This is a genomic window from Janthinobacterium kochi (assembly GCF_051380715.1).
Classification (GTDB): Bacteria; Pseudomonadota; Gammaproteobacteria; order Burkholderiales; family Burkholderiaceae_D; genus Janthinobacterium.
This window is the reverse complement of the sequence record NZ_JBNYXO010000011.1, coordinates 115,503-133,887: the sequence shown is the minus strand read 5'-3', so window position 1 is coordinate 133,887 and position 18,385 is coordinate 115,503. Positions and strand designations below refer to the sequence as shown.

At 59.2% G+C, this 18,385-nt stretch carries 12 protein-coding genes; 2 read left to right on the top strand and 10 right to left on the bottom strand.

Going from position 1 to position 18,385, the window contains the following annotated elements; genetic code table 11:
• Nucleotides 1–288: 288 nt before the first annotated feature.
• Nucleotides 289–1,056, top strand: coding sequence for a PEP-CTERM sorting domain-containing protein (locus ACQ4WL_RS21410; RefSeq protein WP_436511553.1), 768 nt, complete (start codon nucleotides 289–291; stop codon nucleotides 1,054–1,056).
• A gap of 59 nt (nucleotides 1,057–1,115) precedes the next feature.
• Here the strand turns inward: ACQ4WL_RS21410 and ACQ4WL_RS21405 are convergent, their stop codons facing one another.
• The 8 genes from ACQ4WL_RS21405 to ACQ4WL_RS21370 all read right to left on the bottom strand — a co-directional run bounded on the left by ACQ4WL_RS21405 (nucleotide 1,116) and on the right by ACQ4WL_RS21370 (nucleotide 12,808).
• The gene (locus tag ACQ4WL_RS21405) at nucleotides 1,116–2,147 is read right to left on the bottom strand and encodes a TIGR03790 family protein (RefSeq protein ID WP_436511552.1); all 1,032 of its coding nucleotides are present in this window, start codon (nucleotides 2,145–2,147) and stop codon (nucleotides 1,116–1,118) included.
• 73 nt (nucleotides 2,148–2,220) lie between these two features.
• Complete coding sequence (locus ACQ4WL_RS21400) at nucleotides 2,221–3,681, bottom strand: mannose-1-phosphate guanylyltransferase/mannose-6-phosphate isomerase (RefSeq protein ID WP_436511551.1); 1,461 nt, start codon at nucleotides 3,679–3,681, stop codon at nucleotides 2,221–2,223.
• Between the two features lie 217 nt (nucleotides 3,682–3,898).
• Nucleotides 3,899–5,161: a glycosyltransferase family 4 protein gene (locus ACQ4WL_RS21395; RefSeq protein WP_436511550.1), complete on the bottom strand. Its 1,263-nt coding sequence runs from the start codon at nucleotides 5,159–5,161 to the stop codon at nucleotides 3,899–3,901.
• Nucleotides 5,142–6,452: a nucleotide sugar dehydrogenase gene (locus ACQ4WL_RS21390; RefSeq protein WP_436511549.1), complete on the bottom strand. Its 1,311-nt coding sequence runs from the start codon at nucleotides 6,450–6,452 to the stop codon at nucleotides 5,142–5,144. The genes ACQ4WL_RS21395 and ACQ4WL_RS21390 overlap by 20 nt, the downstream gene beginning before the upstream one ends.
• Nucleotides 6,449–8,464, bottom strand: a complete 2,016-nt coding sequence (locus ACQ4WL_RS21385; RefSeq protein ID WP_436511548.1) for a heparinase II/III family protein — start codon at nucleotides 8,462–8,464, stop codon at nucleotides 6,449–6,451. Before ACQ4WL_RS21385 ends, ACQ4WL_RS21390 begins: the two co-directional genes overlap by 4 nt.
• A 7-nt stretch (nucleotides 8,465–8,471) precedes the next feature.
• The gene (asnB, locus tag ACQ4WL_RS21380; protein WP_436511547.1) at nucleotides 8,472–10,340 is read right to left on the bottom strand and encodes an asparagine synthase (glutamine-hydrolyzing); all 1,869 of its coding nucleotides are present in this window, start codon (nucleotides 10,338–10,340) and stop codon (nucleotides 8,472–8,474) included.
• 31 nt (nucleotides 10,341–10,371) lie between these two features.
• The gene (locus ACQ4WL_RS21375) at nucleotides 10,372–11,223 is read right to left on the bottom strand and encodes a glycosyltransferase family 4 protein (protein WP_436511546.1); all 852 of its coding nucleotides are present in this window, start codon (nucleotides 11,221–11,223) and stop codon (nucleotides 10,372–10,374) included.
• Nucleotides 11,224–11,587: 364 nt separating this feature from the next.
• The gene (locus tag ACQ4WL_RS21370; RefSeq protein ID WP_436511545.1) at nucleotides 11,588–12,808 is read right to left on the bottom strand and encodes a glycosyltransferase; all 1,221 of its coding nucleotides are present in this window, start codon (nucleotides 12,806–12,808) and stop codon (nucleotides 11,588–11,590) included.
• 181 nt (nucleotides 12,809–12,989) lie between these two features.
• Here ACQ4WL_RS21370 and ACQ4WL_RS21365 point away from each other — a divergent pair, with 181 nt between their 5' ends.
• Nucleotides 12,990–13,979 (top strand): glycosyltransferase, encoded by a 990-nt coding sequence (locus tag ACQ4WL_RS21365; RefSeq protein ID WP_436511544.1) that lies wholly within the window; start codon nucleotides 12,990–12,992, stop codon nucleotides 13,977–13,979.
• Nucleotides 13,980–14,053: 74 nt separating this feature from the next.
• Here ACQ4WL_RS21365 and ACQ4WL_RS21360 read toward each other — a convergent pair whose 3' ends face one another.
• Both ACQ4WL_RS21360 and ACQ4WL_RS21355 read right to left on the bottom strand, forming a co-directional pair.
• The gene (locus ACQ4WL_RS21360) at nucleotides 14,054–16,312 is read right to left on the bottom strand and encodes a DUF4962 domain-containing protein (protein WP_436511543.1); all 2,259 of its coding nucleotides are present in this window, start codon (nucleotides 16,310–16,312) and stop codon (nucleotides 14,054–14,056) included.
• Nucleotides 16,313–17,113: 801 nt separating this feature from the next.
• Nucleotides 17,114–17,725, bottom strand: a complete 612-nt coding sequence (locus ACQ4WL_RS21355) for a PIG-L family deacetylase (protein WP_436511542.1) — start codon at nucleotides 17,723–17,725, stop codon at nucleotides 17,114–17,116.
• Nucleotides 17,726–18,385: the final 660 nt, after the last annotated feature.

Here is an 18,385-nt window from a genome sequence, read left to right as displayed (position 1 = left end):
CTGGCAGCCGCTTGCCGACAGTCTCCTTTCAACAACGCCGGGCTTTGCACAGCAATGCCGGAGCGTACTCGGCCGCACAATATGATATAATTCAAACAAATAAGTTTAGTTCCTGATAAGGAATTGGGCGGCAACATCAGACCCAGTAGTGCAGGCCCTATCCATGCCTGACCTTGAAGTGCACCCCCGGCCTTGCTCGCAACGGCAGCCTGGACGGGCGTGACAACAATCGCATGTGGATACACGCGTTGAGCAACGCACCCTTCCATGCTTTTTGAGAGATCGATCATGCCAACAGCAATTTTCACGCCAGCCTCTTCCCGTCCCTTGCTGCTGGCCGCAGCATTGATGCTGTTCGGCGCCAGCGCCCAAGCGCAAACGGCCCCGCCTGAGCAAAAGAATGAAAAGAATTGCCAGGCCAGCACGCAGGCCGCGAATGGCAATGCGAAAGATGCCAATCTGGACGGCACCTACAGCGCCTGCAGCCTGGCCAACGGCTTCATCGGCTTCGGCAATCGCCTCGGCGACGGCAAGAACAAGACACCGGAATTTGACGGCAGCATGTCCGACCAGGAATTTCGCAACGTCCCATCGGCCGACAATAAGCACCGGCTGGCCACGCGCCAATTGCCTGCCGATGCCGACGCCAGCGAGCCGCGCCAGGCGCTCGCCAGTAGCGACCGCAACTACCGTTTTGCCACGCGCGATTTCGTCGCCTCCGAAGAAAACCGTCCCTTCAATGACGCCGCCGGATACCGCGGCCCGGGCCGTTTGTACAACCAGGGCCGCAGCGACGACACCGCTGCGCCACTGATCTTCTCGTCGTCGCTCGGCGAAGGCTTGCCTGCCACTGGCGGTGGCGTTGGTAGTGGCGGCTCGGGCGGTGGCTTCACAGGCGGCAGCATCATGCCCGTCACGCCGAACATTCCGGCCGTGACGCCGGAAATTCCAGCCGTGACGCCGGAAATTCCAGCCGTGCCGGAACCGGAAACCTATGCCATGCTGCTGGCCGGACTGGGCCTCGTCGCCCTGGCGCGCCGCCGCAAGAGCAAATAGCGCTGCACCATGAAAGAGGCCCGCAAGGGCCTTTTTTTATTGCCTGAAGGAATTAGGCCTCAACGCCGGAAGCCCGCGTACGGGGCGGCCAGCGGGTCGCCGATGAACAGGCCCTGGGCCGGCCACAGCACGCTGCCCCAGTACGCTTCCAGTGCCGTGCTGCCGGACAGGTAGCGGCGCAACAGCACAGTCGGATTGGGAAACTTCTGCCAATAGTTGCACGGTTCGCTGACGGTGCCATAGCTGGCCGTCGCGCCCGCTTCCAGCCAGCGCTGGCTGCTCATCTGGCTACTGCCTTGCAAGTCGCCGCCAAACGAGGTCAGGTGATCGGCCAGGGCGCCGGGCAGGAAACGCAGGGTTTCCAGCTTGGCCACCTTGGCCAGCCCCGTCTGGTACACCATGATGTCTTGCGCCCCTTCCAGACTGTCCGCCTTGAGGTTCTTGATGGTCAGCTTGCGCTGGCGCACCACGCCGGCCGGCGGGAAGAAAGCGGCACGGCTGTTGCGTGCAGCATCGCTGGTCGTGAGGTAATAGGCGCTGGCGGCCGGCACGGAAAAGCCGATGACCGTGCCGCGATCCACCACGGCCTTGGCCTCTTCCACGAAATCGATGGGCAGCAGCATCGACAGGCGCAAGCCCAGCTGCCTGTATGGCTGCGCCACCTCGCTGTTGAAATATACGCTGGGCTTGCCTGGGCCGCAGGTCTTCGCGCATTGATCCCCATCATAACCAAGGGTAAAAGCAGAAGTGATGGCATTGCATTCTACGGCGTATGGCGCGCTCCACACCATCAGCACGGCCTGGATCTCGGGTTTCAGCTGCGCATTGATGCGTTCCTTCAACTGCGCGAACTGATCGATGCTCAGCTTGCTCGGGCGGTTGGGGATATTCACGTGCGCCACATTGGCGTCCGCAATACCGTGCGCCTTGCGGTAGTACTCGCCCACTTCGACACTGTTGGGTTCGGCATCATTGATGACGATGGCCAGCTGCGACGGCTGCAATCCGGGAGGGGTCACGGCTGCAGCAGGGGTATCGGCATGGGCGACGCCGGCGGCCAGCGCCAGCGAAAGACAAAGGAAGTTGCGCAAGGGTCAGTGTACCGGTAAGAAGGAATCGGAGGCAGGCGGCCAGGGGCACGGCTGCCCTTTGATCATATCGCCATCAGGCGCGCTGGTAGACATCCTCCAGGCGCACGATATCGTCCTCTCCCAGGTAACTGCCCGACTGCACCTCGATCAGGTGCAGCGGCAGCTTGCCAGGATTTTCCAGGCGATGCGTCATGCCGATGGGGATATAGGTCGATTCGTTCTCCGTCAGCAAGGTCACCTTGTCACCGCAAGTCACGCTGGCCGTGCCGCTGACCACCACCCAGTGTTCGGCGCGGTGATGGTGCATCTGCAGGGACAACTTGCCGCCCGGATTGACGGTGATGCGCTTGACCTGGAAGCGTTCGCCGATATCGATGCCTTCATAGCTGCCCCATGGGCGGTACACCTTGCGGTGCTGCACGTGCTCGCTGCGTCCCGCCTGCTTCAAGTGATCGACCACCTGTTTCACGCGCTGCACCTGGTCCTTGTGCGCCACCAGGATGGCGTCGTCCGTTTCCACCACGATCAAGTCCTGCACGCCCAGCACGGCCACCATGCGGCGCTCGGCGCGCACCAGGCAATTGCTGACGCCATCGAGATACACGTCGCCGCGCACCACATTGCCGTTGGCGTCAGCCTGCTTCTGCTGCACTTCCCACAGGGCCGACCAGGAACCGACATCGCTCCAGCCGATGGCGGCCGGCAGCACCACCGCATGCGCCGTATGCTCCATGACGGCATAGTCGATCGAATCGGATGGGCAGGCGGCGAAGGCCTTCTCTTCCAGGCGGCAGAAATCGAGGTCGCGATAGCCGTCGCGCACGGCGGCCTCGCTGGCGGCCAGCATGGCCGGCTGGAATTGCCCCAGCTCGCTCAGATAACGTTCGGCGCGGAACATGAACATGCCGCTGTTCCAGAAATAATTACCGGCGGCAAGGAACGCTTGCGCCGTGGCCAGGTCCGGCTTTTCCACGAAACGCTCGACCTTGCATCCCGCGGCACCCGCACTCACGGGCGCGCCGCTGCGGATGTAGCCATACCCCGTTTCCGGTGCCGTCGGCACAATGCCGAAGGTGGCCAGGGCACCATCGGCCGCCAGCAGTGCCGCCTGGACGATGGCCTGGTGAAACGCGGCAACATCGGTGATGACATGGTCGGCTGGCAAGACCAGCATCAGCGCCTGCGGGTCGATGGCCAGCAGGTATTGCGCGGCCACGGCCACGGCCGGCGCCGTGTTGCGCCCCACCGGTTCGAGCAAGATGCCCAGCGGCGGCAAGCCGATCTCGCGCAGCTGCTCGGCCACCATGAAGCGGTGCTCATTGCCGCACACCACCAGCGGCGGCATGACGTCGACATCGGCCAGTCCGTTATCACCGGCACGGCGGTTGGGCAGGCTCGTCACGCGCAGCGCCGTTTCCTGCAGCATGGTCTTCTCCGTTACCAGCGGCAGCAACTGCTTGGGCAGCACGGCGCGCGACAGCGGCCATAGACGGGTGCCCGAACCGCCGGACAGGATGACTGGGTAAATTTTCATGGTTTCATTTCAAAAACAGTTTATTGGGGAGCATGCACGCTCGACACTATAATCCTTCAGGCGATCAGCATGCCACCCAGCACGCCGCGCGCCCTGGAACACCGAACAAAACCTGCTGCGCGCCGCAGGTTGCGGCCGCCGATGCTCGCGGCACCAAAGCACAGCTGCGCTTCTCAGCCAAACGTGCCTCCGCTCGCGGCGGTTTTGTTCGGCGTTATCAGTGGCCATCCTTGCTCAGCACCACGGGAGCGGCGGGCGCGGCGGCGGGAAACAGGCGCGCATACGCGGCCAGCAGCTTGGGCGCTTCATATTCCCACTCCAGCTCATTGATCACGCGATGACGGCCGAACGCCCCCATCTGCTCGCGGCGGGCCGGGTCGTCCAGCAATTCGACGATCTTGCGCGCCATGTCGATGGGGTCGTTCTTCAAGGCATACAGCGACGCCTGCTGCGCCGACACCTTGCCCTCGACCAGGTCGAATTGCACGATCGGCTTGCCCAGCGCCATGTATTCCATGATCTTGTTCATGGTCGACTTGTCGTTCATGTCGTTGGCCACGTCCGGGTTCACGCACACATCGGACGTGTTGAGCATTTCCAGCAATTGCTGATCCGGCACGCGCCCCGTGAACGTCACGTAGTCGGCGATGCCCAGGTCCTGCGCCATCTGTTTCATCTGTTCCAGCGAGGTGCCGCCGCCCACCAGGCCAAAGTGCACATCCTCGCGCTGCAAAGTCTGCACGATGTATTGCGCCGCCTGCAGCAGCAGATCGATGCCTTCCTGCGCGCCCATCACGCCCACGTAGCCGACCAGGTAGCTGCGGCCCTTCTTGAGTGCCGGCACGGGCGGCAGCACGCGCAAGCGGTCCAGCTTGGGCCCGCTGCGCACCACGTAGACATCCTCGGGCTTCATGCCGCCCCGCTCGATGGCGATCTTCTTGTACGACTCGTTGGTGGCGATCGACACGTCGGCGCTCTGGAACGACCAGCGCTCGAACAGCACCATCAGCTTGTAAAAGAAATCGCGCCGGCCGAACTTGGCTTCGTACAGCTCGGGGTTGATGTCATGGTGGTCGAACAGGAAACGCTTGCCCATCGTCAACTTGAAGAAGCCGCCGATGAGGAACAGCAAATCAGGCGGATTGCAGGCGTGAACCACGTCGAAACCACGGGCAAAATGGACTTTCCACGCCAGGCGGAAGGTGTGGAACAGCGCCAGCGAATATTCCACAAGATAACCTTTGGCCCCTTCCGCTTCCAGCGGCAGGTGGTAGCGGTAGATATGGATGCCATCGATGGCTTCGTAGCGCGACTCGTAGCCCTTGCCTGTGGGGCAGATGATCGACACTGCATAGCCGTTCGCATGCAGGGTGGTCGCTTCCTGCCACACGCGCCGGTCGAATGGCGACGGCAGGTTTTCCACCAGGATCAGCACCCGGCGCGGCTGGCCGGCCACGGTGTTACCAGCAGATGCCGTCATACTGTTCTCCACTTTGTTCCTTGCTAATGCGCACCAGGTCGACGATGTGCTGGTGCGGCTTCAGGCTGCCCGGCACGCTCTTGAATTCGGCCGCGCCATTGCCGATGACGATGGTGTCGGCGAAGTCCAGCACGTCCTGCATGTTCGTCACCATCAGCTTGGAAATGTGCGGGATGTGATTCAAGATGTAATCCTGGTTGGCGCCCGTCAAGGCAGCCAGGTTGACGTTCTTGTCGTACAGCTTCAGCTCATAGCCCTTGCCCAGCAGATACTCGATGACATCGACCAGCGGCGATTCGCGCAAATCGTCCGTGCCGGCCTTGAACGAAAAGCCCAGGATGCCCACCTTGCGCGCGCCCTTGTCGACGATCATCTTGATGCCCTTTTCCACCTGCCGCTGGTTCGATGGCAGGATGGAGTTGAGCAGCGGCAAATCGAGGTCCAGGCTGCGCGCCTTGTAGGTCAGCGCGCGCACGTCTTTCGGCAGGCACGAACCACCGAAGGCAAAGCCCGGCTTCATGTAGTACGGTGACAGGTTCAGCTTGGTATCCTGACAGAAGATTTCCATCACCTTGTGGCCATCGATGCCGACGGCCTTGCAGATATTGCCGATTTCATTGGCGAACGCCACTTTGACGGCGTGCCAGGTGTTGTCCGTGTACTTGACCATCTCGGCCGTCTCCACGTCCGTGCGCACCAGTGGCGCATCCATCTTTTCATACAGTTGCACCAGCAAGGCGCCAGCCTTTTCATCGGATTCGCCGATGACGGTCTTCGGCGGATGGTAGTAATCGTAGACGGCCGTGCCTTCGCGCAGGAATTCCGGGTTGTTGCACACGCCGAAATCGACGCCGGCCACCTTGCCCGACGCCGCTTCCAGGGTCGGAATCACCAGCGAACGCATGGAGCCGGGCAGCATGGTCGAGCGCGCCACGACGACGTGGAAGGTATCCTTTTCACGGATGGCGGCGCCGATTTCCTGGCACACCTTGCGCACGTGGCTCAGGTCCAGGTTGCCATTGAGCTGCGAAGGCGTGCCCACGCAGATGAGCGACATGTCCGAGCCGAAGACGGCGTCGCGCACATCGAAGGTGGCGCGCAAATGGCCGCTTTTCACGGTGGCGGCGATCATCTCGCCGATGTCTTTTTCGATGATGGGCGTGGTGCCCTGGTTGATCAGTTCCACCTTGGTCCTGTTCGGATCGACGCCGATCACTTCGTGCCCATCCGTTGCCAGGCAACCGGCCGAGACGGCACCCACATAACCCAAACCAAATATGCTAATTTTCATGTTTTCCTCGTATTTTCTGACAGATCAGGGGTAGCCGAATTCAGGTGAAACTCCGTGTGCAAGGTGGCCGTGCCTTGCAGCCGCCCGCGCCAGACCAGCACAGGAGCAGCCTGTTTTTCATCGAAGCGGTGCGACATCCAGCCCAGCGGTGGATCGTCGCTGCCGCACACCAGTTGCACGGAGGCATCCGGCAACGACGGCAAATGCATGTCCAGAGAGAAGGTATCGCCCGCCACGCGCAGCACATGGCCGTCCAGCTGCAAGCGGCAGCGGGGATCGACGTGCCAGAACAGCTCCACCTCATGCGCGCCCTGGCATTCGAGCACATCGTCGACCACAATCAGCGCGGCACCGGGCGCCACGCGCACGTCGCGCCGGTGCAACAGGGCATCTTTCAAGCCCAGGTAGCCGTCATGGCTGGCGCTCCAGAATTGCCCGTCGGCATCGTCACGCCACGCCAGGCATTCTGCCCTGGCTTTGCGCAGCCACAGGAAGTTGCCGCCCGACTCGGACTGGTCGCGGCCATCGATGCGCACGGTGTTGTGCGCGCTGGTGCCACGGAAATAATCGCGCCACTGCTTTTGCGTGTGATACGCATAGGTACCCGGATCGACCAGCACCATCTGGCCCGCCACCGATAAGGTCAGCGCCAGCGCATCGGCGTGGCCGTGCGCGGCAATGCCCAGGTAACCCAGCGGACCGGCATCGGCAATCAGGCGCACTTCGGACGGCGTATCGAAACGCGCGCCCATCACGTAATAGCCGCCATCGGGGAAGGCGCGCGGCAAGGACTCGGGCGCAACGTCCGGCAAGGCGTCAAACGCCTGGCTCCCCGCCGCGCCCAGCAGCCAGGCGCTTTTCTCGTCGAAGGTGCGCGCCTTGGCCTTGAAGTCGGCGCGGCCGAACAGTGCCGCGCCGCTGGCCAGCAGCGAGCTGTAGGGGTTCGCACCGGGCGCCTTGTCCCAGTGCGCCAGCAGCGCGTCATCGGCGTCGCCGATCATCGGCACCTCGCCCGCCACATTCGTCATGGCGGCGATAAATTCCAGCATGGCTTCCAGGCGTCGCAGGAAAGCGGCTGAGCGGGGGTGGCCATTCGCGCGGCCCGCCAGCACGCACAGCAGCATTTCATCGGCCACCGTGTGTTGATAGTAAATGGCTTGCTCGCGGTTCACGCCATCCGCGCCGTTCTGTTGCAGCGCCTGCGCTTCCAGCTCGTGTTCCGTCTGCGCCAGCCAGCCGGCACTTTCCGGCCAGCACGGCCATGTGAGCGCGGCGATATGCAAGCCCGTCAATTCGCCAAACAGGTGGTTGTTGGCCGATGAGTGGCGCGAAAAGTGCCCCGCGATGAAGTGGCAATGCTGGTAGATGCTGTCGAGCCAGCGCTGCAGGAACGCTTGCCCTTGCGCGCCCTGGAACAAGGGGCTATTGATACCACCGAGCAAGTGCCACGCATGCGACCAGCTGATCAGGCGCAAGGCCAGTTCCAGCGCGCTGCTCCAGTTCGGCCCCAGCGGATACGGACACTGCTGCCACCACGATTCGAGCAAGGCTTGCGCGCCGTGTGCATGGCGCAGGTCGCCGCCGAGGCGGTACGCCATCGCCAGGTCGGCCACGGCCAGGTGGCGGTTCGGTTCCCACAAGCATTTGATGTCGCCCACCACCGCTTCATCGCGGTAATTGAGCGTCTTGCCAAAGCCAAGCGGCACCACGGTGCCCGTCTTCGGATCGCGGTTCCATTCGGGCGGAAAACCCAGCTCTGCATCGCGCAGGGCGAAGACGTCGAAGCGGCCTGCCAGGATGCGTTCGGCTGCCGCCAGGTGCGGCGCAGGATCAATGGGCAAGCCCAGCCATGGCGCGCCGAAACACTGGCGCGCGGCGGGCGGCGGCACCAGCGCCAGGCCATAGCCGCGCGCCTGCAACCGTTGCTGCACAGCATCGCGCACGCGGTGCGCCACCTCGGGCGCCCCCATGGCGCGCAAGCGGTTCAGTTTCCAGGAGAGGTTGCTCAGCATGGGCATCTCACAGATACTGGCGATGCCAGATTTCCAGGGTGAGCAAGCTCCACAGCAGCTTCTCGTGGTTTTGCCGCCCGGCCACGTGCTCGGCCAGCACCTGCTGCAGGGCTTGCGCATGGTAATAGTGGCGCGTGCGCGACTCGGCGCCCGTCAAGTGCTCGTACAGGTAATCCTTCATGGGGCCGCGGAACCATTCGTTGACGGGCACGCGGAAGCCCACTTTCGGCCGTTCCAGGATGGCTTGCGGCAGCAACTGCTTCATGGCTTCGCGCAAGATCCACTTGGTGGTACGGCCGCGCACACGGTACTCGTCCGGCAGGCTCGACACATACGCGGCCAGCTCGTGGTCCATGAAGGGCATGCGCGCTTCCAGCGAGGCAGCCATGGTCATGCGGTCGCCCCGTTCCAGCAGATTGTCGGGCAGCCAGCTCAGTTGATCGAAGCACAGGATGCGGCGCAAGGCACTGTTGCCGGCACTGCCGCAGCCCAGCGAGGGGTCGCGCTGGCGCACCGGCGGCTGCATGGCCACCAGGCGCGCGCGTTCCTGGTCGGACATCATGCCGAACCAGCGCGGCATGCGCTCATCGAACGCTTCCAGGCCCAGGTTGACGATGGCCGTCTTGGCGCGACGGAAACGGTAGGGCAAGGCGCCGATGGCCGGCTCGATCAAGCCGCGGCGCAGCAGGCCCGGCAGCATCTGGTAGTTGCCCGCATAGCGCTCGTACACGTGTTTTGGGTAGCCGCCGAGGATTTCATCGGAGCCTTCGCCCGTCAAGACCATCTTAACCGTCTTGCGCGATTCCTTCGCCAGCAGGTAGATGGGAATGTCGGACGGCTCGGCCACGGGGGCGTCACGGAAACGCACGAGGTCGGGCAGCAAGGCGATGACCTGGTCGACGGACACTTCCAGCTCATGGTGTTGCGTGGAAAATTGACGGGCGATATCGGCCGCATACCCCAACTCGCTGAAGCCGCCCTCCTTGAAGCCGACGGAAAAGGTTTTCACGGGCACGCCCGCATGGCGCGACATCAGCGCCACCACGGCCGACGAGTCGATGCCACCGGACAAGAAAGCGCCGAAAGGCACGTCGGAAATCATGCGGATGCGCACCGATTCATCGAGCTTGTCGAGGAAGGTAGCGACGGGATCGGCCGGCAGCGGCGCCACCGCGCGGGGCCGGCTGTCGGGCGGCGTGTAATACACGCGCTCGCGCAGCACGCCGTTTTCCCACGTGGCCGTGGAACCGGGCGCCAGCTTGCGGATGCCCTGGAACAGCGTGGCCGGGCCTGGCACGTAGCGGTAAGCGAAATAATCCCAGATGGCAGCCTGGTCGGGTTGCGGCGTCACATCGGGCAAGGCCAGCAGCGCCTTGATTTCCGAGCCGAAAGCCAGTTTGCCTTCGTGTTGCCATAGGAACAGGGGTTTCTTGCCGAACGGGTCGCGCGCCATGAACAGGCAATTCTTGCGCGCATCCCAGATGGCAAACGCGAACATGCCCCGAAAATGCTGCACGCACTCCTCGCCCCATTGCACGTAAGCATGCACGATGGTTTCCGTGTCTGATGCCGTGCGAAAATGGTGGCCCAGCGCGATCAGTTCGTCGCGCAGGGGCTGGAAATTGTAGATTTCGCCATTGAAGATGATTTGCACATCGCCCGCCGCGTTGCCCAGCGGCTGGTGGCCCGTGGCGATATCGATGATGGACAAGCGGCGGTGCAGCAAGCCCACCTGCCAGGCGCCGTCGGCGGTGCCCGCCTGCAGCACGCCCGTGTCATCGGGGCCACGGTGCGCGATGGCGCACCCCATGGCGTCCAGTGCAGCCGGCAGGCCGGCGACGGACGAAGGGAAAATCAAACCGGCTATACCGCACATAATGGCTCTCTTAAAAAAAATAGGGGGCCGACTAGAGCGCTGGCGGCGCCAGCAAGGCGCGGTAGACACGGCGGAAATCCTGCGCCAGCCGCTCGACCGTATAGTGGCTCTCGATGCGCTCGCGACACGCCTGTCCCATGCGCGGCAACAAGGCGCGGTCGCCGTCGAGGCGCACGATGGCGTCAGCCAGCGCCTGCACATTGCGCGGCGGCACGAACACGCCATGTATGCCATCCTGCACCACGTCGGGAATCGCGCCCACGGGGCAAAGCAGCGCCGGCGTACGCGCCGCCATGCTTTCAAGCAAGGCATACGGCAAGCCCTCGTGATACGTGGGAAAGGCGAACAGGTCGGCATTGCGCCAAGCCGCATCTTTTTCCGCGCCAAACTTCTGCCCCGGGAACGTGACCTCCTGCTGCAGGCCCAAGGCCGCCACCCGCTCGCGCAGGGCCGCCTCGTCCGGACCGCTGCCAACCAGCGACAGGCTCGCCGTCACGCCGGCAGCGCGCACCAACCGCATCGCCTCGATCAGTTCAAACAGTCCCTTGCTGTCCACCAGGCGGCCCACGTACACCAGCGACAACGGGCGCTGCGGCGCAAGCGGCTTGGCGCCCGCGTCCAGACCCGCATCGATGGCGTTCGGAATCACCTCCAGCGCCAAGGTTGCATCGAAGCTGCGATAGCCGCGCAATTCGCACTGCGCCAGCAGCACCACCGCATCGGGCAGGCGCAGGACGCGCCGCAGCAAGCCCGTCAACAGATGCCGGCCACCGAAAAACTCTTGCGGCAAGGCGCCACCATGCACCTGATAAATTACCCTTTTACGCATCAGCTTGGCAATTGTCAGATACACGACATCGCGCCAGTAGCTCTTGGGTTCCATCGAAGTATTCAAATGCACGATCGCTGGACGCTCACGCAACAACGCGATGAAAAACAGCACAGGACTAAATAACAGGCGCCACACTTTGCCCGGTAGCGATTCCGCCCTGCCTTCGCTGCCGACCTGAAAAAGCACGAAGCGAAACTCACCGGGTAACGCCGACTGCAGCAGCTGATTCAAGTGAGTGCTCACCCCACTGATAGCGCCCAAGGAAGGACCAAGCAACATGATAGTAGTCATACCCTTGAGTATAGTTTATTTCTTAGCAACAAGGTTGGCAAAAACACGACATTTTTCTAAAATATATTTATTGTTGTTTAATGTCTGTTCGGCGCCCGTGACACAGCAAACGCCCCCAGCTGCGCTAGCGTCGCTGGGGAGGCGCGGGCAACAAGGTACGGTAGCGCTTGGCCAGCATGGCGGCCAGCTCGCGGTAGCTGCGCTGCGCTTCGATAAATGCCGGCCCCGTGGCAGCGCGTTCGCGCGCGCCAGCCGGATCAACAAGGATTTCGTTCAGTGCCTGTGCCAGCGCAGCGGGGTCGCTGGCGGTGAGCCAGCCGGCACCGCTACTTTGCAGTACATGTACCTGATCAGGCGTGTCATTGCCCACGGCCGGCATGCCCAGCGCCAGGTACTCGAGCAGCTTGGTGGGAGAACTGACGTCGTACAGCGGCCCGCGGGGAATATATGACACGGCCGCATCGGCGGCAACCAGCAATTGCCACGCCTGCGCCGATGGCAGCCAGCCCGTGATGCGCACGGCCTCCGCCAGTCCTGCTTGGCGCACATACTCGAGCAGCATGACTTCATCATGTGGCGTCGGCGAATTGCCTATCAACAGCAGGCAAGCCGTCGGCGACGTTGCGCGCACGATCGCCAGCGCGTCGATCACCCGTTCCAGCTGGCGCGACTTGTCCAGCGTACCGAGATAGGCAATCAGCGGCACATCCCCCCAGCCTTCCGGCCGGCGCGGCTCAGGCTGGGACTTGCCGAGCAGCTCCATATCGACGCCCATCGGCACCGCTGTCATGCGCTCTGCTGGAATACCCTTCGCCTGCAGCACCGCCAGCATGGCGTCACTTTGCACGAAAACGTGTTGCGCGCGTGGCAAGACTACCTTGTACAACAAGGCCTGTTCCAGCTGCCCCTTCCATAGCACCAGCCGGCTGCGCAGCCCTGCGCCGCGCCGCAATTGTTCCTGTGCCCGCTCAATGCGCCCTTCGCTCATCAGATACGACACCCAGTAATAGAAGGGAATACCCTTGCGTCGGGCGATCAGCATGGCCAGCCAGCCCAGCGGCACCATGTCGCGCACCTGGATGGCGTCACACTCGCCCGGTTTCGCTTCCAGCAAGGTGTTCAGGCTCAACCACAAATATGCCAGCTCACGGCGCACCCGGCTACGCTGGTAAGCTGGCCGACGCACCGAGCGGAAGCCTTGCAGGTCGGGGGCGTCGAGAGACGCCTTGCCGACCACATCACACAGCACTTGGTGGCGGGGCAGATATTTGCCAAATAACACGCTGACATCGGCGCGGAAAGTGGGCAAGGTTTCGGGCACGAACTGCAGAATTTTTAGAAACATAGTCGATCAGAAAAATAGCCGGAAAATGCAAATGAAGGCCGAATACGGCTAGCCACGACAGATAAAAATTGCATGATATACCACCAATTGGTGAAAAATTAGCTTGCGAACATCTTTTTGCGTGCATATGTCATTCTGGCGGCAATTAATGCGATAATTGCATCTTTTTGGCGAGGCGTCGATGATGCATATTTTGTTGTCGCAAACTGGCAGCTATCGCGATGTGGTCGATCACTTGCATCAGCGCGGTGCGCAAGTGATCAGCGTCGGGCCAGCAAACGCCGATGCAGGGATACACAGCAAGAAAAGCATTCTGAAGTCGATGTTCTCCCCAGCCTTGCTGCGAGCGCGCGGCGCCTGGACGGCCAACGACCGCGTTCTGGTGATCGGCTGGCAATCGCTGCCGATACTTGCCATGATACGTCTCGGCATATTGCCTCGGCCCAAGAAGTTGCTGGTAATGGCTTGCTTCATCCATGGGCAGCGGGCGCGCCGTATTGTCAATCGGGCCTGGCGATGGCTGCGCTTCCCTGGCATGGGGTTTATCGCCTTCTCGCAAGGCGAAGCTCGCAATCTGGTCGACAACGTCGGCATGGATGTGGCAGCCGTACATTTCCATCTGTGGCGCCAGGCGCTCGATGGCCAGGCTGATGCGGCAACCATTGGCGATGATGGCTTTATTTTCAGCGGCGGTTTTTCCAATCGCGACTATGAACTGCTATTGAGGGCGACGCGCGATATCGATGTTCCACTCTGCATCGTCGCCTCCGCGCACAATCAGATTGATGCTGCGGATCACCCCCATGCCATGGTACACCGGGATATTGCTGAACAGAAATTTGAAGCACTGCTGGCGCGCAGTCGGGTCGTTGCCATGCCCTTGAAGAGTCAAGGGGAGGCCTGCGGCCAAAGCGTGCTTCTGCGCGTGCTACGCAACGGCAAACCGCTGATTGCGACACGCCATGAGGCGATCGAAGCCTATCTGGGCCGCGATTACGGAGGGTTCGTCCCTCACAGCGACGCCGGCGCCATGCGCAGCGCGCTGCTGCGTGCCTTGCAAGACGCAGATTTCCGGAACACGCTCGGCAACCAGATCCGCCAGGCCAACCAGCACCTGGAACGTAGCAGCAGCCCGGGGGAAGAAATCGAGCGGTTTCTGTTATCAGATTGAAAAAAAGCCTGCGGCACGCCGCAGGCTTTTCAAGCCAGGCACTGCATGACAGTGCCTGTGTGAACGTCACTTCTTTAGTTCGGTATCGTGATCGTCTGCGCTCCCACCTTCAGAACCCTGCCCGTCTGGGTCGACGTGAGCGTCGTCTTCGGACGCTTGCATCCCACGTCAAGCAACACGATAAATTCTGCAGACTTCGCCTTCACCGTCTTGACGAATGCCCCATGGTCTTCTGTCGTGCCCTGCTTTGGCGGTGGTCCTGTGCGAACTTGATAGCCATTTTTTTCAGTGCCCAGGGAACTGATACACAGCGTGCGATCGACTTTGCTAATCTTCACAGCGGTCGCTTTCTCCTTGAGAATCGGCCCACCCGCATGCAGATTCCATTCAAACGACAGCGCCGTCGGCGCGCTCAGCTTGTCGACCACGACCACCGCATCCTGTCCGCGCAGATACCATACCTTGCGCACGGCCGAACTCAGTGCGCCGCCATAGGCAGGCGTCGCGTCGCCGGCGGCATAGTCCAGTGCTGGCGTAGTGGAAAACGCCGTGATCTTGCCATTCATGGCCAGATTCTGCGTATTTTGATCGATGATTTGCCCAACGCCGTTATTGAAGGTGATGGCGTTTTTAGCCTTGGTCTGGCGATACCATGACATACCCAGCGGCGAATAGAAATAGTCTTGGTAACCCGATTCAATCAACAAACGGCGTCCACCGCTATCGATCACAAGCGAATTCTGGTCTCCGTGGCTATGATTATAGGAACCGTAAGGACTGGACTTGAAATACACCGAGGTGCGTTTGAGGTCGGACAAATTGCTGTGCATGGCGACCCAGCCGATACTCGGGTACAAGGCGGCATTTGGCGGAGGAAGCGGCGCTTCGGCCACCGTCTGGACCGGCAGCGGGTATGGCGCTTGCAACAACATCAAATCATCTTCCTCGCCGGGGATATTCTTGGCATACCATGCGGCATTGGCCGACTTGATGCGCGATGAAAAACCTTTCAGCACAAAGTTATACATATCCTCCTCGTGCGCATCGCCAAATACATGGCCGGGCGCTCCTGGCGGCAGGAACTGCATCAGGTAGCGTGAAAAGCCGGCAGCCCACGGTTTATCGAAAATATTCACGCCTGTGATTTCGGCCATCGGCTGCCACATTTGCAACATATTATCCGCGCTGTACATGCCGTAAGCAGTGCCATTGGAAAAGCCGCCTTCCGGGCCGCTCCAGACACTGATGGAATTAACATAGGGACGGAAGGAGAAATCGAACCATTTCTCAGCAGCAGGGATATCACCTATCGTCAGGGCCGAGACCAGGGCCAGAAAACCGCGTGCCTCCGTACCGTGGGAATCATAGGGCTGATAGTCGAGGCGACCATCGTCGCTGGAAAGATCGGCGTACAGCGCTCCAAAGCGCGCATTGATCGACGCCATCCAGCGGGCTTTGCGTGCGCCATCCTTCGCCAATTCGGCGAAGAGCAAATCCGCCGTCTTCGCCAGTGCCATTGTAATGGTGCTCGATCCGATATCGTGATTGACATAGCTTGTCATGCCAGCGGGACTCAACGCCGCCAGTTGGTCGCCGCGGGTCAGTGCTTCCTGCAGATACTTCGACTCGCCCGTGATGCGATACAGCACCGCCGCACCAAGAGTCTGATTGGCGACATCGCCCACAGACTGTGAAATCTGGGTAATATATAAAGACCGCGTCGCCGACGGCATGGTCGAGGTCAACGGCCATTTTGCATCCGAGGGCGCTGCCAGCGCGTATTGCTGGCCAACAATCTGGCTACTCACATAGGAGCTCAGCCGATTCAGGGCCGGGCCACGCGCTGTAATCATGGCTTGCGTCCATTTGGACCTGGGCAGAAAAGTGCTGGCCTGCTGGCGCGGGCGCGCATGCGCCAGAATCCTGGCCTTGATCGTTCCAGCCTCTGGCACTTCAAACAACTGCGACGAACTGTCGATCGTAAAGCTGCGCGGTGTCGACCAGTCAGCCTTGGTGCTGGGCCGCACTCGCCAAGTGTACTGACCGGCAGCAAAAGCCTTTGAAGGCAAGTAAACGTTACTGGTCGACGTAAACATTGCGACCGTCGCGCCATTCTTTTGCACTTCCAGCGTGTAAGAGGGCGGCTTGGATGCGCCGGGATAGCGCGACCACGCAAAGGCTGGCGGGTTCTGCGCTTGTATCTGGCGATCCACAGGCGCTGGTCGCACGACGGATAAATCTGTCGTTTCTGCCCAGTCCGCCCTGCCCGGCCCGGAAAACACGCTCATTGTCAACGCAAGGCCGACGGAAAAAAAAGACTTCTTGTAAATCATTATTGGCTCCAGCACTAGAATAATCGGACATAAGCGGGAGCGACACTGCAACCTCATCGAGATTGCCAGGCTGCCGTATAAAAAAGTACAGTGCATCATCTTTATGCACAGCACTTGAATATCACTCCTCATACTTCCTTTTCACAACTATACACCTGATATAAAGAAATTGCGTTACCAGAAGTCAACAAACAGCCATAAAACCAAGAATAAATTCAAAAAAAATCTTCTCCAAGTACACCAATTACAATATATAAATACAATCACTCTAGCTACAAAAAACATAATATTTCAAACAAATTAATGAACTTGAAAATAATATTCATATTTGAAATATTTCTCACAATTCATCAACTTTTCATTACTGCAAACCTGAATAGCCCTACTGAAACAATGATTTAATTTCAATCTATTGGCAAAATAGAATACAGATGCCTTCAGGAAATTTATCATTTTTTCAAATGCAAAAAATTCAAGAGCTGTTGTATACGACTGCCGCACCCAAAGAGTTGACATATATTAATCGCCATCAGCTACAGCAAAAAAACGCAGCGCCATACCACTCCCATAAACCATGGAACAATTCCAGACAATCAATCGCAATATCTTTGAATATCAAAAAAAACAAGACCTTGCCTTCACGCAACATATCTGATGTTGAATATATTTTTACGTGGCCGAAGGCAAGTTGTGAGAATATTCAATCGTCTTAGACTGAGGCACACGGCGAATGGCGGCCAATTAATTAATCTACAGCGCCATCATCATGGCATTTCCCGCTGTGATTCTTCATCAGCGTTGTCAAACTTGCACATCTTGTTTAATATCACAAGCAGGCCATTGTCGCACGATGCCCTCGAAATCCACCCAACGGCGATAAACAGGCCCAGAATATAATATTCCATGGGCTTGAGTCGCATAAAACTCTTCCAAAAAATTTATTTTCGCATTGATATTTTTAGCGAGAAATTTTGGTGCTTCCAGGTCTTTCAAGACAGGCGGCATCAACAGTACTGATGATGAGAAATCAACTAATTTTCTGACGCAGTGGGAAATTTGCATGTGGTGGCTATGCCCATATTCACCTTCGGCATTATGCGTAGCAACGGCACGCCAGGTCTTCAACGACAAATAGTGAGAGAGTACATATTCCAGTTCGGATTCCGGCAAGGGTTCATTAACAACATCTTTAAAATCATGAATGACACCCTTTACTCCCAATGCTCTCATTGCAAAAATAAACTCAGTGCGGCGCGCCAAATTGTCGCCATTGGTCAGGCATACCACAAACGGCTTATATTCCTTAATATAATTATAAAAGAAAATCACATCATCATCAGGGTGGGCGATAAAGAGAATGTTCTCGAAATCAGCAACCACATCCAATGTAGGAAATTTAACCTTCCAGAACAAGGGCTTTACGCACGCGTAAAATTTCCGAAATATACTTACGCGAGAAATGAAAACTATAATGGGTAACATTTTCCTCCGACCATATTGATTTTTAACTTATCGACTATTCCCCATCAGGCCAGTCGTCGATTGATCAGCCTCGCAAAAACAAAACTCCTCATAGCCGCCGCATGTCGTTCGCTTACCGCCCACAACAGAATTGAAGCAGCATTAACCGCCAATAAATACAGCATGCAATGAAGTACCGCCTCGATTCGAACAAGCTGCGGCGCAACTAATTCCTGATCAAGACTCATGCTAAATAGAATCAATGGAAGATGCAATAAGTATAAAAAACCATAGGCAGCGAGTAAATTGCTTGTTACTACATAGTCAGAAGCCGCTCATTAGCATGCCCAACAACAACGGTCTGAGCAGCCAATGCCGCGCAGGACATTCAGCCAGATTGACGTATTCGACAGAATTGTTTGCATGGGAAGTCCAGCTTCAAGAAGATGGAATAGCTCTTGCCTATCAACTGCCAGGCTTCTACCAGTCTAGATCAGGGTAATTATTCACCAGCCGTAGCGGATTCCTCCTCAGGCCCCGCCACGTTTTTCGCACACGACGTCTTTCCCGTAACTGGCACCGTACTGCATGATACAAGCGCTGCCAAAAACG

What these genes read in the sequence shown, in the direction of transcription:
- ACQ4WL_RS21410 (WP_436511553.1), top strand. Translation starts at nt 289, where the DNA reads ATGCCAACAGCAATTTTCACGCCAGCCTCTTCCCGTCCCTTGCTGCTG.
- ACQ4WL_RS21360 (WP_436511543.1), bottom strand. Translation starts at nt 16,312, where the DNA reads ATGATTTACAAGAAGTCTTTTTTTTCCGTCGGCCTTGCGTTGACAATG.
- ACQ4WL_RS21375 (WP_436511546.1), bottom strand. Translation starts at nt 11,223, where the DNA reads ATGGAACCCAAGAGCTACTGGCGCGATGTCGTGTATCTGACAATTGCC.
- ACQ4WL_RS21395 (WP_436511550.1), bottom strand. Translation starts at nt 5,161, where the DNA reads ATGACGGCATCTGCTGGTAACACCGTGGCCGGCCAGCCGCGCCGGGTG.
- ACQ4WL_RS21365 (WP_436511544.1), top strand. Translation starts at nt 12,990, where the DNA reads ATGATGCATATTTTGTTGTCGCAAACTGGCAGCTATCGCGATGTGGTC.
- ACQ4WL_RS21400 (WP_436511551.1), bottom strand. Translation starts at nt 3,681, where the DNA reads ATGAAAATTTACCCAGTCATCCTGTCCGGCGGTTCGGGCACCCGTCTA.
- asnB (WP_436511547.1), bottom strand. Translation starts at nt 10,340, where the DNA reads ATGTGCGGTATAGCCGGTTTGATTTTCCCTTCGTCCGTCGCCGGCCTG.
- ACQ4WL_RS21370 (WP_436511545.1), bottom strand. Translation starts at nt 12,808, where the DNA reads ATGTTTCTAAAAATTCTGCAGTTCGTGCCCGAAACCTTGCCCACTTTC.
- ACQ4WL_RS21385 (WP_436511548.1), bottom strand. Translation starts at nt 8,464, where the DNA reads ATGCTGAGCAACCTCTCCTGGAAACTGAACCGCTTGCGCGCCATGGGG.
- ACQ4WL_RS21390 (WP_436511549.1), bottom strand. Translation starts at nt 6,452, where the DNA reads ATGAAAATTAGCATATTTGGTTTGGGTTATGTGGGTGCCGTCTCGGCC.